This is a genomic window from Dietzia sp. 2505 (assembly GCF_040546785.1).
Classification (GTDB): domain Bacteria; phylum Actinomycetota; class Actinomycetes; order Mycobacteriales; family Mycobacteriaceae; genus Dietzia.
In genome coordinates this window covers 135,191-153,455 of record NZ_JBEPON010000008.1, presented here as the reverse complement: position 1 = coordinate 153,455, position 18,265 = coordinate 135,191, and the positions used below count along the sequence as shown (strand labels likewise).

The 18,265-nt window shown below is 71.9% G+C and carries 20 protein-coding genes; 15 read left to right on the top strand and 5 right to left on the bottom strand.

Going from position 1 to position 18,265, the window contains the following annotated elements; all coding sequences use genetic code 11:
• The first annotated feature begins 101 nt into the window (after positions 1-101).
• Genes ABIE38_RS15290 through ABIE38_RS15270 form a run of 5 tightly spaced genes read left to right on the top strand, consistent with a single transcriptional unit; the run spans position 102 to position 4,782 of the window.
• Positions 102-1,196 (top strand): YihY/virulence factor BrkB family protein, encoded by a 1,095-nt coding sequence (locus ABIE38_RS15290; protein WP_354057678.1) that lies wholly within the window; start codon positions 102-104, stop codon positions 1,194-1,196.
• A gap of 10 nt (positions 1,197-1,206) precedes the next feature.
• Positions 1,207-2,235, top strand: a complete 1,029-nt coding sequence (gene rfbB, locus ABIE38_RS15285; RefSeq protein WP_354057677.1) for a dTDP-glucose 4,6-dehydratase — start codon at positions 1,207-1,209, stop codon at positions 2,233-2,235.
• Positions 2,232-3,113 (top strand): glucose-1-phosphate thymidylyltransferase RfbA, encoded by an 882-nt coding sequence (rfbA, locus tag ABIE38_RS15280; RefSeq protein ID WP_354057675.1) that lies wholly within the window; start codon positions 2,232-2,234, stop codon positions 3,111-3,113. Before rfbB ends, rfbA begins: the two co-directional genes overlap by 4 nt.
• Before the next feature lie 44 nt (positions 3,114-3,157).
• Complete coding sequence (gene rfbD, locus ABIE38_RS15275) at positions 3,158-4,231, top strand: dTDP-4-dehydrorhamnose reductase (protein ID WP_354057673.1); 1,074 nt, start codon at positions 3,158-3,160, stop codon at positions 4,229-4,231.
• Positions 4,228-4,782: a YdcF family protein gene (locus ABIE38_RS15270; RefSeq protein WP_354057672.1), complete on the top strand. Its 555-nt coding sequence runs from the start codon at positions 4,228-4,230 to the stop codon at positions 4,780-4,782. Before rfbD ends, ABIE38_RS15270 begins: the two co-directional genes overlap by 4 nt.
• Before the next feature lie 65 nt (positions 4,783-4,847).
• On the opposite strand, the gene ABIE38_RS15265 is transcribed toward ABIE38_RS15270, so the two are convergent.
• Positions 4,848-5,714 carry an oxygenase MpaB family protein gene (locus tag ABIE38_RS15265; protein ID WP_187702356.1) on the bottom strand — a complete coding sequence of 289 codons (867 nt, stop codon included), beginning with the start codon at positions 5,712-5,714 and terminating at the stop codon, positions 4,848-4,850.
• A gap of 194 nt (positions 5,715-5,908) precedes the next feature.
• Here ABIE38_RS15265 and ABIE38_RS15260 point away from each other — a divergent pair, with 194 nt between their 5' ends.
• The 6 genes from ABIE38_RS15260 (at position 5,909) to ABIE38_RS15235 (ending at position 9,697) form a co-directional block, all read left to right on the top strand.
• Positions 5,909-6,715 (top strand): SDR family oxidoreductase, encoded by an 807-nt coding sequence (locus ABIE38_RS15260; protein WP_182617353.1) that lies wholly within the window; start codon positions 5,909-5,911, stop codon positions 6,713-6,715.
• Between the two features lies 1 nt (position 6,716).
• Entirely contained in the window at positions 6,717-7,268 is a 552-nt protein-coding gene (locus ABIE38_RS15255; protein ID WP_182609381.1) for an LpqN/LpqT family lipoprotein, read from the top strand.
• 77 nt (positions 7,269-7,345) lie between these two features.
• Complete coding sequence (locus ABIE38_RS15250; protein WP_354057816.1) at positions 7,346-8,005, top strand: dTDP-4-dehydrorhamnose 3,5-epimerase family protein; 660 nt, start codon at positions 7,346-7,348, stop codon at positions 8,003-8,005.
• Positions 8,006-8,068: 63 nt separating this feature from the next.
• Entirely contained in the window at positions 8,069-8,203 is a 135-nt protein-coding gene (locus tag ABIE38_RS15245) for a DUF8730 family Cys-rich protein (RefSeq protein WP_354057669.1), read from the top strand.
• A gap of 123 nt (positions 8,204-8,326) precedes the next feature.
• A complete protein-coding gene (locus ABIE38_RS15240; protein ID WP_354057667.1) occupies positions 8,327-9,103 on the top strand; it encodes an enoyl-CoA hydratase in 777 nt (258 codons plus the stop codon).
• A 72-nt stretch (positions 9,104-9,175) separates the two neighbouring features.
• Positions 9,176-9,697, top strand: coding sequence for an arsenate reductase/protein-tyrosine-phosphatase family protein (locus ABIE38_RS15235; protein ID WP_354057665.1), 522 nt, complete (start codon positions 9,176-9,178; stop codon positions 9,695-9,697).
• Here the strand turns inward: ABIE38_RS15235 and ABIE38_RS15230 are convergent.
• Positions 9,694-9,855: a hypothetical protein gene (locus ABIE38_RS15230; RefSeq protein WP_017837921.1), complete on the bottom strand. Its 162-nt coding sequence runs from the start codon at positions 9,853-9,855 to the stop codon at positions 9,694-9,696. The genes ABIE38_RS15235 and ABIE38_RS15230 overlap by 4 nt on opposite strands.
• A gap of 39 nt (positions 9,856-9,894) precedes the next feature.
• Here ABIE38_RS15230 and ABIE38_RS15225 point away from each other — a divergent pair, with 39 nt between their 5' ends.
• Positions 9,895-10,224 carry a DUF4229 domain-containing protein gene (locus ABIE38_RS15225; protein WP_354057663.1) on the top strand — a complete coding sequence of 110 codons (330 nt, stop codon included), beginning with the start codon at positions 9,895-9,897 and terminating at the stop codon, positions 10,222-10,224.
• 33 nt (positions 10,225-10,257) lie between these two features.
• Here the strand turns inward: ABIE38_RS15225 and ABIE38_RS15220 are convergent, their stop codons facing one another.
• From ABIE38_RS15220 to ABIE38_RS15210, 3 genes are all read right to left on the bottom strand, one after another.
• Complete coding sequence (locus ABIE38_RS15220) at positions 10,258-11,052, bottom strand: hypothetical protein (protein WP_354057661.1); 795 nt, start codon at positions 11,050-11,052, stop codon at positions 10,258-10,260.
• Positions 11,053-11,133: 81 nt separating this feature from the next.
• Positions 11,134-13,698: an ABC transporter permease gene (locus ABIE38_RS15215; RefSeq protein ID WP_354057659.1), complete on the bottom strand. Its 2,565-nt coding sequence runs from the start codon at positions 13,696-13,698 to the stop codon at positions 11,134-11,136.
• On the bottom strand, positions 13,695-14,450 hold the full coding sequence (locus ABIE38_RS15210; protein ID WP_354057657.1) for an ABC transporter ATP-binding protein: 756 nt from the start codon (positions 14,448-14,450) through the stop codon (positions 13,695-13,697). The genes ABIE38_RS15215 and ABIE38_RS15210 overlap by 4 nt, the downstream gene beginning before the upstream one ends.
• A 178-nt stretch (positions 14,451-14,628) precedes the next feature.
• On the opposite strand from ABIE38_RS15210, the gene ABIE38_RS15205 reads away from it, so the two are divergent.
• From ABIE38_RS15205 to ABIE38_RS15195, 3 genes are all read left to right on the top strand, one after another.
• The gene (locus ABIE38_RS15205) at positions 14,629-15,684 is read left to right on the top strand and encodes a hypothetical protein (protein WP_354057655.1); all 1,056 of its coding nucleotides are present in this window, start codon (positions 14,629-14,631) and stop codon (positions 15,682-15,684) included.
• A gap of 146 nt (positions 15,685-15,830) precedes the next feature.
• Positions 15,831-16,631: a hypothetical protein gene (locus ABIE38_RS15200; RefSeq protein ID WP_354057653.1), complete on the top strand. Its 801-nt coding sequence runs from the start codon at positions 15,831-15,833 to the stop codon at positions 16,629-16,631.
• A gap of 285 nt (positions 16,632-16,916) precedes the next feature.
• Complete coding sequence (locus ABIE38_RS15195; protein ID WP_354057651.1) at positions 16,917-18,143, top strand: hypothetical protein; 1,227 nt, start codon at positions 16,917-16,919, stop codon at positions 18,141-18,143.
• Positions 18,144-18,265 lie beyond the last annotated feature (122 nt).

The window sequence follows — 18,265 nt, the reverse complement described above, 5'->3', positions numbered from 1 at the left end:
GGCGGTGATCCTCAGGCGTAACTCCCGCCGCGGGTGACCTGTGATCGGTCTGTGGGCGCGGCGGGAGGCGCCACGCGCGGTCGACCGGCCACAATCGGGGGATGACCACTTCCGGCGGGACCGCGTCGACCGCACGACGACGTCTGCGCACCGTTCGTCTGGTCCTCGAGCGCTCGGTGGGCGAGTTCTTCCGCGACCGGGGCCCCGACCAGGCGGGGGCGCTCACCTTCTACGGGGTGCTCTCGCTGTTTCCTGCGCTCCTGGTGGTGGTCTCGCTGCTCGGCGTGTTCGGACAGGGGGAGAGAACGGTCGACGCCATGATGGAGATGCTCTCCGACATCGCCCCGCCGGAGGTCCTGGACCCGATCCGCGGACCCGTCGAGGCGGTCGTCACCACGCAAGCCGCCGGGACGGCGCTCGTGGTGGGCGCGACCATCGCGCTGTGGACCGCGTCCCGCTACGTCTGGGCACTGGGTCGAGCGATGAACCTGATACTCGGCGTCGAGGAGGGTCGGCCGCCGTGGCGGCTGCTGCCCGTCGGCCTGCTGCTCACGGCGTTGCTCATCGTCCTCGTGGCCGTCGGGGGCCTGGCGCTGGTGTTCACCGGCCCCATCGCCGAGACCGTGGGTGGGTGGATCGGCCTCGGCGAGACCGCGTTGGCCGTGTGGAGTGTGGCCAAGTGGCCGGGGGCCCTGATCTCCGCCATCCTCGCGTTGGCGATCCTCTACCGGTTCGCTCCCAACGTGGCCGGACGCAAATTCCACTGGGTCTCGCTGGGTGCGGCGGCGGCCCTGCTCATCATCGGTGTCGCCACCGCCGGTTTCGGTTTCTTCGTCTCCAACTTCGGCAACTTCAACCGCTCGTACGGATCGCTGGCGGGGATCATCGTGTTCCTGCTGTGGTTGTGGTTGGTCAACATGGCGGTGCTCTACGGCGCGCGACTGGACACCGAGGTGCTGCGTATCCGCCAACTCCGGGCCGGCATTCCGGCCGAGGAGACGGTGCAGGTGACCCCGCGCGACACGACGGCCAGCGACTTCTTCGCGCGCCGGCGGGCCACGATGCTCGCCGACTACCGGGAACTGCGCCGGGATCCGGCCCTCGTCGACGTCGACACCTCCGCTGATGAGGTGGCGGCCGGTGAGGCGGATGCCGAGGCCGGGGAGACGACCGGAGCGGCACCGCCACGACGGTAGGGTTGGCCGCATGCGCCTCGTCGTCACCGGGGGAGCCGGGTTCATCGGCGCCAACTTCGTCCACACCGTGGTCCGTGAGCACCCCCACGCCCACGTCACCGTGCTGGACGCCATGACCTACGCCGCCAATCGCGCGAGTCTGGCCGGACTCCCGTCGGATCGGGTCGAGCTGGTGGAGGCCGACTGCGCGGACCCCGCCGTCACCGACCGGCTCGTCGCGCAGCTCACGGGGCCTGACGACGCGGTGGTGCACTTCGCCGCCGAGAGCCACAACGACAACTCGCTCGCCACCCCGTGGCCGTTCGTGCACTCCAACATCGTGGGCACCTACGCCGTGCTCGAGGCCTGCCGCGGCCACGACGTGCGCCTGCACCACGTCTCGACCGACGAGGTCTACGGCGACCTGCAGCTGGACGATCCGGACAGGTTCACCCCGGCCACCGCGTACAACCCGTCGAGCCCGTACTCGGCCACCAAGGCGGGCGCGGACATGTTGGTGCGCGCGTGGGTCCGCAGCTTCGGTGTCCGCGCCACGATCAGCAACTGCTCCAACAACTACGGCCCCTACCAGCACGTCGAGAAGTTCATCCCGCGGCAGATCACCAACCTTCTCACCGGGCAGCGCCCTCGCCTCTACGGCAGTGGTGCCAATGTCCGGGACTGGATCCACGTCGACGACCACAACTCGGCGGTCCTGCGGATCCTGGCACGAGGTGAGATCGGGCGGACCTACCTCATCGGCGCCGACGGCGAGCACTCCAACCTGCAGGTCATGCAGATGATCTGCGAGCTGATGGGCGCCACCGCCACCGACGGCGACCCCGGCTTCGACCACGTCACCGACCGCCCCGGCCACGACCTGCGCTACGCGATCGACGCCACCGCCACCCGCGAGGAGCTCGGGTGGGAGCCGCAGCACACGAACCTGCGGGACGGGCTGGCCCGGACCATCGAGTGGTACCGCGAGAACCGCGACTGGTGGGAGCCGGTCAAGGAGCGCGTCGAGGCGAAGTACGCCCGGACGGAGAAGGTGCTGTGAAGGGCATCGTCCTGGCCGGCGGCAGCGGCACCCGTCTGCGCCCGCTCACGCTGGGCACCAGCAAGCAACTCATGCCGGTCTACGACAAGCCGATGATCTACTACCCGCTGTCCACGCTCATGCTGGCGGGCATCCACGACATCCTGCTCATCACCACGCCCGAGGACGCGCCGCAGTTCCGGCGGCTCCTGGGCGACGGCAGCCAGTTCGGCATCACCCTGAGCTACGTCGAGCAGGCCGCCCCCGAGGGGCTGGCGCAGGCGTTCGTCCTGGGTGCGGACCACATCGGCAACGATCCGGTGGCGCTGATCCTGGGCGACAACATCTTCTACGGCCCCGGGATGGGTACGCAGCTTCGACGGTTCGCCGACCTCGACGGCGGCGCCGTGTTCGCCTACCGCGTGTCCAACCCGGGCGACTACGGGGTGATCGACTTCGACGCCGCCGGCCGCGCGATCAGCCTCGAGGAGAAGCCCGAGAACCCGTCCTCCGACTTCGCCGTCCCGGGCCTCTACTTCTACAGCGCCGACGTGGTGGAGGTGGCGCGGAACCTCGAGAAGTCGCCGCGCGGGGAATACGAGATCACCGACGTCAACCGTCACTATCTCGAGGCCGGCCGCCTACAGGTCGAAGTGCTCCCGCGTGGAACCGCCTGGCTGGACACCGGCACCCACGACTCTCTGCTCGACGCGGGCAACTACGTCCGGACCATCGAGGACCGGCAGGGCCTGAAGATCGGCTGCCCGGAGGAGGTGGCGTGGCGGATGGGGTATCTCGACGACGACGAGCTCACCGACCGCGCCCACGACCTCAGGAAATCGGGGTACGGGGCCTACCTGCTCGACGTGCTCCGCCGCGAAAAGGGTCGGCAGTGGTGAGCGGCGGCCCTCCGGGCGATCAGCCTGCACAGCCGCTCCCCCCGATGCACGCCCGCCTGAGCAGCGGTGCACGCGGGAGTGCATCGGGGGGAGCGGATGCAGAGGGGGCGCGTGAGCCCTTCCGCCCCGCCGGGCTGCCGCGGATCCTCGTCACCGGCGGAGGCGGGCAGCTCGGGCGGGCTCTGTCCCGTGTGGCCGATGCTCCAGCACGCACTGAGCTCGACCTCACCGCGCCCGACTCGATCGCTGCGACGCTGGACCGGTACGCGCCGGAGGTGGTCATCAACGCGGCTGCGTACACCGATGTCGACGGCGCCGAGGCCGATGAGGCGGGTGCGCGGGCGGTCAACACCGACGGCGTTCGCGACCTGGCGGTGGCCTGCCGGGATCGCGGGATCCGGCTCCTCCACATCAGCACCGACTATGTCTTCTCCGGCGCCATTCCGGAGGGTTCGGATCCGGCGACCGCACGCGGACTCGAGCCGACGGACGCCACCGAGCCGGTGACGGTCTACGGTCGCACCAAGCTCGCGGGGGAGCGGGCCGCGCTCGAGGTGTACCCGGAGACGACCGTCGTGCGCACGGCGTGGCTGTACACCGGCCCGTGGCGGGTGCTCGACGAGATTCCCGGCAGTGACTTCGTAGCCACCATGATCCGGTTGGAATCACAGCGAGACACGATCGAGGTCGTGGACGACCAGTGGGGCTCACCCACCTCGGTCGGGTCCCTTTCGGAGCAACTCCTCTGTCTCCTTTCGGCCGAGAAAGGGGGGACAGTCGACCGCCGCGGTCAGACACACCACGCCACGGGCGGCGGGCGGGCGACATGGTTCGAACTCGCCCGCACGGTCTTCCGGCAGCTCGGGGCCGACCCGGAGAGAGTGCGCCCCTGTACGAGCGAGCAGTTCCCCCGGCCGGCGCCGCGCCCCGAGTTTTCCGTTCTCGCCGATCGGACCTGGAGGGAACTGGGGCTGAGTCCGACCAGGGACTGGCGACGCGATCTCGTTCCCGGGATGAGCTATCTCGTATCGACCCGCGACTGGGCGACGAGACCGGAGGGGCACACCTCGTCGTCGGAACCGCACCGTCCCGCGCCGGAGGGTGACGCTCCGAGGTGAGCCGGCATCTCCGCCGCGCGGCCCTCGCGGCAGGTGCGATCGGCCTCACCGCCGCCCTCGCCCTCACCGCCTGGGGTGTGTATTTGCTGCAGCCCCGCGGGGAGGATCCGGTCCGCGCCGACGCCGTGGTCATGCTCGCCGGCGCGGATGACGGACGGCACGCCTATGCCCGAGACCTGGTGGAGGCGGGGTACGCCGACACGCTGCTGGTGTCCAACCCGGGTGGCGACTCCGAGCGCAGGGCCCGCCGGCTGTGCACCGGCGCGGATCGCCCCGACGGGGCCGAGGTGGTGTGCTTCGCCCCCGAGCCACGGACGACGTGGGGGGAGGCCCACGCGGTGGCCGCGATCGCGCGGGCCCGGGGCTGGGAGCGCATCCTCGTCGTCACCAATCGTCCGCACACACTGCGGGCCGGTCGGTGGATGCGCGCCGCCACCGGAATGGAGGTGCGGATGACGCCGATCGAGCGCATCGACTGGCCCATGCTCCCGGTGCACCTGGTCTGGGAGATCGCGGGGTTCGCCAAGGGCCGGGTCAACGGTCACTGGTAGCGGCGACTGGTGGCGGCCGTTGTTGGCGGCCGTAGATGGCGCCAGTGCGCGGGCCGGGTCGCGGGTCAGGCGGGTCGCGCTCGCATGGCGGACGGCGCGGCGATGGGTGCGCGGGTGGTGAGCATCGGAGCCCCCAGCCCCTCGTGGGCCCTCGAGATCCGGCCGAAGACGGCGGTGCGGTCCATGGGGCGGTGCGGCAGGTCGAGAGCCCGACGCACGTCGGAGGGGACGAGACTGGCGGCGGCGTGGACCACCGTGATGCACGAGCGGTGGGCCGTGACTGACGTTCCGACGAGCCCCTTGCACGCGCGAGCCGTCTCGCGGAGCCGGGTCGCGGCCCGCTGACCAGCGGAGGTCGCACGGGCGCGGTCCCGGGAGGAACGGAGCAGCTGCTCGAGTTCGCGGACGGTCGTGGGCGAGACGCGGCAGCCGTGCAGGTGCCCGATGCCGGCCGTCTGGCTGACGTATCGGTCGGACTCGGCCGGGGTGAGCGGCCGCGCCGCGAAGCGCTGGTACGCGGCGAGCAGTGCCCACGTGATGGCGGCGTGCGCCCACTCCATGAGCTCCGGATCCGAACCGTAGTAGTACTGGCCGTGCTCGGTGGTGCCGGAGAAGGTGGAGCGGTCGCGGTGTGAGTTCTCGATCGTCACCATGGCGTCGTCGACCGTGCCGAACGTGGTGATCTCGATGAGGTCGTGCAGGTAGCCGTCCGCGGACCAGGGGTTCTCGACCGCGTCAGCGGCGGTGAGCGCGGCCGCGAAGGCGGGGTTGGCGGCCAGCATGAGCAGTCCGGTGGTCACGCCGATCGGGGTGGCCGCGTCGCCGTGGACACGCCAGATCGGGTCGCCCGGGTGGAACCAGCGGGGCCCCGGGATGTCGAGGATCGAGCACACGGGGGTGTCCGCCGCACCGCGTGGATCAAGTGGTGACATGGGCACGCCCTGGGGTAGTTGCGCCGTGCGTGACGGCCGGTTGAGTCCTGACGACGACTGTAACTCCCGTCCCGCCCGTCGGCCGGTATTCCCTGGGGGCGGGCTGAGAAAATCCCGTGAACGTATGACGGGGACACGGCCTCTAGGCTGGCAGTGCACACCCGAGAGCCCCGAACCGCACCAGGAGACGACACGTGAGCCCTTCCCCCCTTCCCGCCCCCCGCACCGGCCCCGTCGTCCCCGACCGCTTCGCGGGCAGGACCGCTCTAGTCACCGGCGCGAGCCGTGGGATCGGTCTGGGGATCGCGCGGCGACTGCTGTCCGAGGGTGCGTCCGTGGTGATCACCGCCCGCGGGCAGGAGGGCCTCGACGAGGCGGTCGCCGAACTGGGTGCGCCGGACCGGGTGCTCGCGGTGGCGGGGAAGTCCGACGACGAGGATCACCAGCGCGAGGTGGTGGCCCGGGCCGAGGAGGCGTTCGGGCCGGTGGACCTGCTGGTCAACAACACCGGCATCAATCCCGTCTTCGGTCGGACGGTCGACGTGGACCTGGCGGCCGCCCGCAAGATCACCGAGGTCAACGCGCTGGGCACCCTGGCGTGGACGCAGAAGGTCTATCACTCGGGTCTCGGTGAGCGCGGCGGGGCGGTGGTCAACGTGGCCTCGATCGCGGGACTGGCACCCTCGCCGGGCATCGGGTGGTACGGCGCCACCAAGGCACTGGTCATGCGCCTGACGCAGGAACTCGCGGTGGAGGTCGGCCCCGCCGTCCGCGTCAACGCGGTGGCGCCGGGGGTGGTCAAGACACGATTCGCCGAGGCCCTCTACTCCGGCCGCGAGGAGCAGATGTCCGCGGCACTGCCGGCGGGCCGGTTGGGGGTGCCGGACGACATCGCCGGCCCGGTGTCGTTCCTGCTCTCCGACGACGCCCACTGGATCACCGGGCAGACGCTCGTCGTGGACGGCGGGGCGCACATCGTCGGCGCGGGACTGCAGGGCTGACATGGCCTCCATCCAGGAGTTCTGCGCCTCGACCGGCCGCTCGCTCGAGGCGAGCCCCCCGATGGCGGTGGCCGCGCAACCGCTGACGTGGGTGGACAACCCGCCGTGGCAGCGGATCGAGTCGCCGGAGCCGTCGGCGGTGATCTACGTGGACCCGGGGGCCCACCGCGACGGCTTCTCGCCCAACGCCGTGGCCACCTGCGCCCGCGTGGCGCCCGCAATGTCCACCGACGACGCGGTGACCATGATCGTCGCCACCGCGGAGGTCCTGTCCGACTGGACGGTGCTGGAGGAGGTCGCGGGCGAGGGGGACGAGGACGCCGGCGCCGTACGCAGCATCTACCGCTACCTCCGCGGCACCTACACGGCCGAGCCCGGCGAGATGGCCACCTCGAGCCTGATCGTGGGATGGAGCGACGACGAGGCGACCTATGTCTTCCAGTTCGTCGTGACCGGGTGGCGCGAGGACGCGGCCCTGCACGACTCGGCGATGGACTGCCTGCTGATCGGCGAGTGGACGGCAGGCCAGATCGTCGGCGCCATGAGGGGTTGACGCACTCGGGCGGCTACGGCGTGTCCCGCTAGGGTGGGCGGGATCGAAGTCAGGTGACCAGGAAGGCGGGACCGCCGGTGCAGCTACGCGAGCTGAGCGTGACGGGGGCGTGGGAGATCACCCCCCGCCGGATCTCGGACGACCGCGGGGTCTTCCACGAGGCGTTCACCGACCCGGCCTTCCGCCGTCTGACCGGGCACCGATTCGACCTGGCGCAGGTGAATGTATCGGTCTCGGGTGAGGGCGTCCTGCGCGGCCTGCACTACGCCGATGTGCCGCCCGGGCAGGCCAAGTACGTGATGTGCCCGTCCGGAACGGTGTTCGACGTCGTGGTGGATGTGCGGGTGGGCTCGCCCACGTTCGGCGAGTGGTCCGGGGTGATCCTCGACTCGAGCGACCAGCGGGCGATCTATGTCCCCGAGGGCGTGGCGCACGGATTCCTCTCGCTGGAGCCGCAGTCCACGGTGATGTACCTGTGCTCGGAGGGGTGGCGACCGGGTGCGGAGCACGCGGTGGACGCGTTCGACTCGCATCTCGCGATCGACTGGCCCTCCGTGGCGCTCGACGGCACCCCGATCACGCACGTGATGAGCCAGAAGGACCGCGACGCCCCGGGTCTGCTCGACGTCGCGGCCTCGGGTCGTCTACCGCGCTGGGAGGACTGCGAGGCGCACGTGGAGCGTCTGCGCGAGGCCACCGCGCGTGTCGACGAGGTGTGGCGCCCGGACGCCGATTGACATACCCTAGGGGGTATCGAACGGCACCTTGTCGGGTCGACAACCCCTGTGAAGGAGGACGCCATGTGTTATGCCGTCGCCTGTCCCGTCTGCGGCAAGACCACCTGGGACGGCTGTGGTCAGCACGTCGACCAGGTCAAGGCCGCAGTGCCCGCCGAGAAATGGTGCGACGGCGAGCACCCGGCCGCGGCCCGGTAGTCCCGGCGAGGACGCCGCGGGCCCGACCTCCATCGGGGGCGTCGGTCCCCACTCCTGCGCCACGGACCCGTCCGGCGGGGTAGAACCGGGGGACACGCACTCCCGTCCCTCCCGGAGGCCCCAGTGAGCACCCCGTACGTCCTCGTCGAGCGCAGCGGCCCGATCGCACGCGTGACCCTCGACCGGCCCGAGCGCCGCAACCCCCTCTCGTTGCAGATGATGCGCGAGGCCACGGCCGCCATCCGCGACCTCGGTGACGACCCGTCGTGCGGCGTGGTGGTGGTGACGGGGTCGGGCCCGGCGCTGTCCGCCGGGCACGAGATCGGCGAGATGGTCGACCGCACCCTCGACGAGGAGCGCGAGGTCTTCGACACCTGCGTCGAGCTCATGGAGTCGATCCAGGCCATCCGGCAGCCCGTGATCGCGGAGGTGCAGGGTCACGCCATCGCCGCCGGGTGCCAACTCGTGGCGACCTGCGACCTCGCGGTGGCCGTCGACACCGCGAGGTTCGGCACCCCGGGCGTGAAGATCGGCCTGTTCTGCTCGACCCCCATGGTGGCGGTCTCGCGCAACATCGGCCGCAAGCGCGCACTCCAGATGCTCCTGACCGGTGAGACGATCGACGCCGCCACCGCGGTCGAGTGGGGCCTGGTCAACGAGGCGGTCCCCGCCGACCGGCTCCGGGCCCGTGTCGACGAGCTGGCCACCCGCATCGCCGACGCCAGCCCGTTGACCCTGCAGATCGGCAAGCAGGCCTTCTACCGGCAGATCGACCTCCAGCAGGGCGAGGCGTACCGCGAGATGTCCGAGACCATGGCCACCAACGCGGTCACGTGCGACGCCCAGGAGGGCATGACCGCGTTCCTGGACAAGCGCGCCCCGCACTGGCGCGGCGAGTGACACCCGCCAGGATGGTCCGCGCGGTGACCTGCCGGACCGCCCTCGTGGGGGACCCGCACTAGGATCTGCGCCATGGCGATCTCGGTGATGACGGTCTGTACCGGCAACATGTGTCGGTCACCGCTGGCCGAGCGACTGCTCGCCGCGCGAGCCGCGCACGCGTCGGTCGACGTGGTCGTGGATTCCGCGGGGACGAGGGCGGTCAACGGTGTGGCGATCCATCCCGAGACCCGTCGGGTACTCGAGGCCCACGGCGGCGACGCCGAGGGATTCGCCTCCCGTCTGCTCACGCCGCGACTCCTGCAGGGCCACGACCTGGTCCTCACCGCGACACGTGCCCACCGCGACGCCGTGCAGGAGATGGCCCCGCTGCTGTGGAAGAAGACCTACACGCTGCTGGAGGCTGCCCACCTGGCGGACGCCGACCGGGCGTTGACCCGGTCGGGCCTGGCGCGGGCCCGACTCGGCGTCGACACCGACGACCCGGCGTGGGACATCGAGGACCCGATCGGCCGCGAGCCCGAGGTCTTCGACCGGACCGGGGCGCAGATCAGCCACGCGGTCGACTCGATCGTCGATCTCCTGGCCCGCTAGGGGTCCAGTGGTTTACGCCCGTCGAGATCCCGTAGGAAATCAGGGTCGTCGTCCGGGGCGATCACGCGCGGCGGGGCCGGCCGTGAACCGGGCCCGAAGGCCCGCCACAGCAGGATTGCCACGGTCACCACACCGATGAGTGCGAACAGCCAGATCACTCGAACCTCCTTCACACCACGATACGTATCCTGGTGTTCATGAGCGAGCGAGACGAGTCAGCGATCCCGGCACAGGCGCCCACCGGAACCAGGCCAGGCGCACGACTGGCCCGCAACATGATGTTCTACACCGTGTTGAGACTGCTGATGGTCGTGGCGCTGACCCTGGTCATCATCGGGATCGGCCGCCTCGCTGGGGTGGACGTCCCGGTGCTCGTCGCGGCGATTCTCTCCGTGGTGGTCGCGCTCCCGCTGTCGATGATCCTGTTCACCCGCCTGCGCGCGGAGATCAATTCCGACATCTCGGCGGTCGACGCCGACCGTCGGGCCAAGCGCGAGGACCTGCGTCGTCGGATGGACGAGGCCTGACCTACACCAGGGTCGACCTGCTCCGGGCCTGACCTAGCTGGCCGGAGCGGGCCAGGGTAGCGCCGGGAGCTGCTCCGAGCCGAACGATCCCCTCCACCCGAACGGAGGCAGGACCGAGTTCTGGGGCGCCGGGGGTTCGGGCTCGACGGTCCCGGTCCCGGTCGGCACCTCTGTCGGCGTCGGTTCCGCTGATCCGTTGGTGGGTTGGCTGACCTGTCCCTCGGTCGTGGTCTCGACTTCGCCCGGGGCGGAGGGCTCCGTGCCTCCGGGAGAGGTGGGCGGGCTGGTCGGTGAGGTGGTCGGCGGGGTCGTCCCCTCCGGCGGGGTCACCGGTGTGCCCGGTGTCGTCTCCTCGGTGGTGCCGTCGCCCGGCCCGTTCTCCGTCGGCTCGCCCGGGTCCTCGTCGGGCTGGTCGGCGTCGAACCACGGATCCTGCACGCCGACGTCCGTCCGCGGCTGGGCCGGAGTCCACTGGGTGGTCGGGGTGACCGCCTCGGGCTGGCGGGGCGGGGCATAGGTGCCCGTCTCGTCGTCGGCGACGTACAGCGCACCCGGTGCGGGCTGGACTCCGATGTAGTACCGGCTGAGGCAGTGGTCGGTGACGCTCTGGCTGCCGTCCGTGAAGACGGTCATCCCCGGGGTGCCGCCGTCGGCCTCGGTCGCGCACCGGGCGATGAACCGGCCCGGCTGGGTCTCCCGTTCGGTCGGCTCGGCCGCGGAGGTCAGTTCGGTGGCAGAGGCGGACCGCGGGGCTTCCGAGAGGACCTGCGGATCCGGCTGTGCGCACGACGCCGCCACCAGCGCAATCGCGCCGGCGGACAAGAGCACCCGAATTTGCATAACAATAGTGTCTCAGTTCCGTCAAAGGATGGCTACCGGTCGACGCTGTGGACAGCGTCATACCGGGGGTCAGATGTCGGCCGCCCGCGTACGGACCGCGCCGAGTGAGGCCACGGCGGCCGCGAGGACGGCGGCCCCGACGCCACCGATCCCCACGGTGATGAGATCGGTCACCGGCAGCGCGATGTTACCGGTGTTCCCGGGGCCCACCATGGCGACCGCGCCGAGCCTGCCGAACGCCGCACCCAGGAGCACCCCCAGCGCCGAGGCGCTCGCCGACACCAGCGCGGTCTCCAGCACGAGCATCAGCCATACGCCGGTCCGGGTGACGCCCACGCGGCGGAGCAACCCGATCTCGCGCGCCCGCTCCCGGACAGCGAGCGTGAGCGTGTTGACCACTCCCACCAGTGCGAGTGCCACCGCCACGGCCAGCAGGAGCGAACTGGACGTGAGCACGGTCCGGACGGCACCCGCGATCTGCTCGCGGGAGGCGAACGTCTCGGTGACCGCCAGCGACGGGTCGGCGTCCACCACCGCCGACCTCACGCCGTCGAGCGCGTTCTCCAGTCGCTCGCCCTCGAGGCCGTCGTCCATCCGGAGCCACTGCTCGGTGCGCGGGACGAACTGCTGCGGTATCTCCTGACCCTCCGGCCAGGGGGATCCGTCCGGCAGCTGCGCCACGGGCCACTCGGGCACGCTGCCCGGGGCGGCGAGGGCCCACTGGTCGGACGATCGGCGCACGACGAGGTCCCGTCCGTCGTCGTCGGTGAAGAAGCGGAACCGGACGGTGTCGCCGTCGCGCGCGTCCGCGGCGACGGGGGAGGACTCGGGCAGCACGATCTCGCCCGGGCCGGGGAGGGTGACCTCGCGGCGCATCAGCTGCGCCACCCGGGTCGGGTCGGCGACGCGCAGGACCGTGCGCCTTCCGTCGTCGTCGCGGGCGTACATGTCGACGACGACGAGGGAGTCCGCCACCCCGTCCAGACCCGCCAGCTGCTCGGACAGCCCGGCGGGCAGTATCCCGTCGGGTGCGGTCACGGCCACGTCCAGCGGGACGCGGTCCACCAGCCGCGACTCGATGGCGGGCCCCAGCAGGGCGATCCCGGTGACCATGGTCGAGGTGAGGGTCACGCCCACCAGAACGGCGGCCGAGGTGGCGGCCGTGCGGCGCGGACTGCGCGCGGTGTTGCGTGCGCCGAGCAGGCCGACGGGCCCGAGGACCGGTCCTATGACCGTGCCGATCATCCCGAGCAGGGTGGGCAGGGCCCCTGCCGTCACCGCCAGGACGCCCAGGAACGTGAGCACGCCCCAGGCGCCGGCCTCCACCACCGAGCGCGAGTCCACCGCGGATCGCATCGCTGTCCATCCGGCCACCGCGACGGCGGAGCCCGCCACCACCATCGCGAGTCGACGCCACCACGGGTCGGGGCGGACATCGGCGGGTCTGAGCGCTCCGAGGGGGCTGCCCGAGGTGGCGCGCCACAGCGCGGGCAGGGCGGTGAGCAGGGTGATCCCCACCCCGACCGCCCCGGCGAGCGCAAAGGCGCCCGGCGGCACGGTGACCTCCTGCAGAGGGATCGTCACCCCGAGCCGCGGAGCCAGATCCGAGGCCGCCGAGACGCCCGCGCGGCCCAGTGCCAGCCCGGCCGCGGTGGCGACCACGGCCACCACCAGTGCCTCGGCGGCCCCGGACAGTCGCAGCTGCAGCCGCGAGGCGCCCAGGCACCGCAGCAGGGCCGTCTCGCGGACGCGGGCCGCGAACACCACCGCGAAGGTCGTCCCGATCACGAGCGCGGCCACCGCCACGGCCAGGACGGTGAAGGCGAGCAGGGCGCGCGTGTAGACGTCGCGGCCACCGACGAACGACCGGGCGAGCGCCTCGGCCTCGGCCGCGCCGGTGGAGACCTCGACGGCCGAGGTGCCCGGGACGTCGGACAGTCGCTCGGTGACCCGCCCCGCGAGGACGGTGTCGGGCACCGAGCCGTCCCCGGCCACGCGCACGTCCCCGCCGGCCCCCGACGTGGACCACTGCTGGACCTGCTCGTCGACGGTGTACAGCGGGAACGCCGCCTCGAGGTCCGGCTGGCCCGACAGGTCGAACAGACCGACGACGGTGACGGGGGCGGGGTCGGCGCGACCGGACGGCTGGACCTCGAACGTCGCACCCAGGGGCACGTCGGAGTCCGCGCGCACGGCCACCTCGCCGGGCCCGGCGGGCAGGCGCCCGGATACTAGCCTCTGCCAGCGCAGGTCGTCGTCGGTGGCCAGGGCCGTCGCCGTCGTCATCTGTTGGGCCCGTCCCTCCACACGGACCCGGACGTACGACTGCGTGTCGACCGTGACCGCGCGGACCCCGGGCGTGGAGGCGATGGCCTCCAGGCCGAGCCGTTGCGCCTCGGCGGCCTCCTCCCGGCCGGCGTCGGTGCCGGCGGAGGTGCGGTCGCCGAGGTTCTGCACGAGCACCGAGGTGGCCGCGTAGCGCAGGCCGAAGGTGGCGTCCGCGCTGGCCGAGATCGTGCGCAGCACTCCCACCGAGGCCAGGACGAACCCCACGGCGACGGCGATGGCCAGGACGGTGCCCAGGTAGCGGCCCGCGTTCGCGCGGAGCTGGCCCAGGATCAGCCGGGGGCTCACGCGGTGGCCGCGCGGCGGCCGGCGAGGGTGCGCATGGCGGCGTCGATGGTGTCCTGGGTCGGGGAGTCGACCTCGTCGGCGATCCGCCCGTCGGCCAGCACCAGCACCCTGTCCGTGTACGCGGCGGCATGGGTGTCGTGGGTGACCATGACCACCGTCTGACCGGTCTCGCGCGCACAGGCTCCGAGCAGTGCGAGCACCGCCTCACCGGATTCGGAGTCGAGGTTGCCGGTGGGCTCGTCGGCGAAGACCACGTCGGGCCGGGGCAGCAGGGCGCGGGCGATCGCCACCCGCTGCTGTTGGCCGCCCGAGAGCTCGTGCGGCCGTCGGCGGAGCAGGTCGCCGATCCCGAGCTCGCCCACCAGGCCGTCGAGCCGCGCGCGGTCCGGGCGGCGGAACGCCATCCGGACCGGAAGGACGATGTTCTCGCTCACCGAGAGCGAGGGGACCAGGTTGAAGGACTGGAACACGAACCCGACCCGGGTACGTCGAAGGCGCGTCCGGCCGGCGTCGCCCAGTCGCGTGACCTCGGTGGACCCGATCGACACCGAGCCGTGGTCCGGGGTGTCGAGACCGGCCAGGCAGTGCATGAGGGTGGACTTGCCGCTGCCGGAGGGTCCCATGACGGCGGTCCAGCGCCCCTTGTCCACCGCGACGTCCACGCCGTCGAGAGCCCGGACCTCCACGGAGGCGCGTGAGTAGGTCTTGCGCAGGCCGTGGGCCCGGATCGCGATCTCGGGGGGTGGGGTCACGGGGGTCCTTCCATCCAGCACGGCCCCGGCCTCGTCGGCCACGGCATCCGCCGATGAGTGTATTGACCGGCCGACACCCCGGCCGAACCTGTGGCTCGTGTGACTGATGTGACGTATGGTGCTCTAGTGACTGGGCTGCCCCGGTCGTGCCCCGCCCCCCGGACGACAAGGTGAATCCATGTTCAAGCGCCGCCCCCACAGCCCCGCCCCCCGCACCCGTTCACTGGCTCTGGGTGGCGCCCTGGCCGCCCTCGCCGTGGTCGGGGGAGGGACCGTCGTCGCCGTGTCCGCACCGACCGACGTCGCCGCCGGCGACATCCTCCTGGCGCAGAACGCCACCGGACAGGACGAGACGGCCCAGGACGCGACGACCCAGGAGATGCAACTGGGGGTCCCGGTGAACCTCGACCTCGAGCCCGTGGTGGCCCGCGCCGCCGGGGGAGCGATCCCGGCCGGCACCACCATCCAGGTCACGGGACTGCCCGACGGCCTCACCCAGGACGGATGGGTGATCTCCGGGACGCCCACCCGCGCGGGCGACTACGACGTGCTGGTCACCGTCTCCAACGGCGCCGTCTCCGAATCCGAGAAGCTCACGGTCACCGTGGTCGATCCGTCCGGCGCCGCCGCGGCGACCGCCACCACCACCGCGGAATCCGGCGACGAGGCCGGGGCGGACGGCACCTCCGGTGATGACGAGGCCATCGATCCCGACCCGATGACCGATCCCACCACCACGACCGCTCCGGCGACCGCGACCACCACCGCGACCACCACCGCGCAGCCCGACCCCACCCTCTCGGCCGTTCCCGGCTCCCCGGCGGCCGACGCCGTGGAGCCCGACGGGTCCGACCTCGACCCGACAGGTGACGACGACGAGGTGGGCACCACCCCCGACCTCTGCGCGGTTCTCGGTGAAGGCGAGATGGACGGCGCCTCCCTGGCCACCCTGCTGCCGGCGCTCACCGGTGACGAGGACTCCGCGTCCTCCGGACTGCTCCTGGTCCTGGTCAACGCCGTCGTCGGCATGCTGCCGTCGATTCTCGGCGAGAGCGGCTCGATGCAGAACCTGGGATCGGCCGGACAGTTCCTGTGCACCCTCTCGCCGTCGCTGCTGGGCGGGGAGTCCCTCGGCGACACCGACACCGAGGCCACGGGAGGCGAGGCGCTCGGCAGTGCCCCGTCCGCGCTGCTCGGGATGTTCACCACCGGTGCCGGCAGTCTCGGAGACTGACCGGTAGACGCACCGCGGAAGCCCCCACGGCGGACGGGCGGGCGGGATACAGTCCTGATGTCGACAGCAGGCGCCGCTGATCAGTGGTGGCGCGTGACAGCGTCCGTCGCACTCTGGTCCGTCGCCATCTAAGGGGTTCCCACGCCATGTCCACCCGTAGGGTCGTCACCGCCTCCGCCGCCGCACTCATCGCGGCCGCACTCTCCGTACCGATCGTCAGCGCCCAGGTCGGAGACGACGGGCCCTCGGGCTCCGCGACGGGCAGCCTGGACGCCGGCAGCCTGATGGGCGGCGGCGAGAGCGGGAGCCTTCCCGGCGGGAGCGGCGAGGGGTCCGGGGGCGACACGGGCAGCTCCGGCGCGGCGGGGTCCAGGGAAGCCGGCTCGAGCGACGGCAGTGCCGGCGACGAGGGCAGCCTCGACACCTCGAGCGCGGACGACACCAGCGTCGGCGATCTCGTGCCCGAGTCGGAGGCGAGGTGCGAACTGCCCGATCTCGGCGGGTCGGTCGCCAAGTTCTATCCGCTGTTCGGGATCTCGGGTGTGCCGACCGCGGTCCTCGACTTCGTCACCTCCGCACTGGGCACCTTCCCCAACCTGCTCGACGTGGTCGCGGGACCCGGCGGGGGAGCGAACCTGGTGGGGCAGACCGGGTCGCTCACCGAGCCGCTGTGCACGTCCGTCTTCGGCGGCGAGATGGTGCTGCCGCCGGTCACTGTGATCGTCGACGGGGACGGCAACCCCGTCACGACCGTCACCGGCACCGTCGCCCCCGGGGGCACCGGTACCGGCAGCATCGGCGGCAGCGGCAGTGGCAGCGGCGCGGAGGCGTCCACCCCGAGCTCTACCCAGAGCTCCAGCCCGGTCTCCGTCGCGGCCGGAGGCGGCACGGAGTCGGGGACCGGCGCGGTCGCGCTGCCGACCAGCGTTCCGACTCCCGGCGCCTGACCCCCGCCCTTCCCGAGCCCTACGGCCCGGTCCCCTGACGGGGGCCGGGCCGTAGTCGTCCCGCGGGCCGGAACCGCCACCCGCCAAGCGGGTGTCGCTAAACGGGCGCCCACAGTGCCGTAAATACCCCTGGGGTGTGTTACCAGTGATACTACAGAGATTTCTGTGACAATTGCGACAGGAGTAGACACTTGATGTGCATGAGGTTAGAGTGACTCTAGAAATGGTCTGCGCTCCCATATCCGGGGAGTGAGCGATCCGAACCCCTCCGGAAGGAACCAGCCGATGCGTGCTCGCCTCGCCCGCCCTCGTCGTATCGTCCGGGGTCGCCTTGTCGCCCCCGTCGCAGCCGCAGCGGCGGTCGCCCTGGTGGGCGGCGTCGTCGTCGCCGCCCCCGATGCCCCCACCGTCCGCGGTGACGTCCAGACCGTCGCCGTCTCCGCCCCGGCCTTCAACGCCGGCGCCTCCTACTCGTTCGACATCCAGGGCCTCGTCGGGGCAGGGGAGTGGAGCGGCATCGTCATCACCGAGGTCAACGGGCTTCCCGAGGGGCTGACCTACGCGGACGGCATCATCTCCGGTACCGCCGTGGCCGCGGGTGTGTACACCGTGTCGGTCGTCGGAACACTCGGCGGCCAGGTCGTCACGATTCCGGTGACCCTCACGGTCAACAACCCCGACGGCACCGCCCCGGTCGGCGCCGAGGCCGGCTCGGCGGCCGGTGTCGAGGGCAGCCTCGGAGGCGAGGCCCAGGCCGGCGGTCAGATCACCACGGGTTCCGCCGGCACCGATGCCATCCTCGGAGCCGTCGTGGGCATCGTGACCTCGCTCGGTGGGGGTTCCGCGGCCGAGATGGTGACCGGGTCGCTCGGCACAGGCGAGACGGCCCCCGATGCTCCGGGACAGACCCCCTCCGCGCCGATCGGCAGCGACGCCAACGGGCAGATCGACCTCGGCAGCCTGGCCGGCGGCTCCCCGGACGGCGGCACCAACACCCCCGACACCGGATCACCGGTCCAGTCGGGCTCGACCGGGAACGCCGGCGGAGAAGCAGCCGGCGAGGTGACCGGCGGGCTCGACACCCAGAGCCTGGGGCCGCTGGGTTCGCTGCTCGACACCGGCGGTCAGACCGGCTCGACCACCGACGGTGAGACCACCACCGGAGGTGACCTCACCACCGGCGGCGGGTTGAACACCGTCGCACAGGTCGAGGTCCCGGGCTCGTCGTCGCCCGTGGACACCGGTTCCCTCGGGGACCTGGCCCCCGGGCTCGCCTTCACGGGTATCGCCCTGCTCGGCCTGGCCGGACTCGGCCTGGCGCTCGGCGGCGGATCGTCGATCCCGGGCTCGACCTCGTTCCTGCCGGCACTGCCGGGCACGTCCACCGGCGGCTCCAGCAACGGTGGTGACACCGGGGGCGGATCCCTCGGCTCGACGGCCCCGACCGTCGCGGCGGGCGCCCCCAGCACCGTCCAGGCCCCGGGTCCGACGGTCGCCAACGGCCGCGGCTGAGGCCCACGAACTCCCGGCGGCCGCGCAGGTCGCCGGTGACCACGTCCACCCCGAGGTCCTCTCACATGATGAGAAGGCCTCGGGGTGACGTGCATTCGTGGGTTACGGTGGCCGGGTCCCCA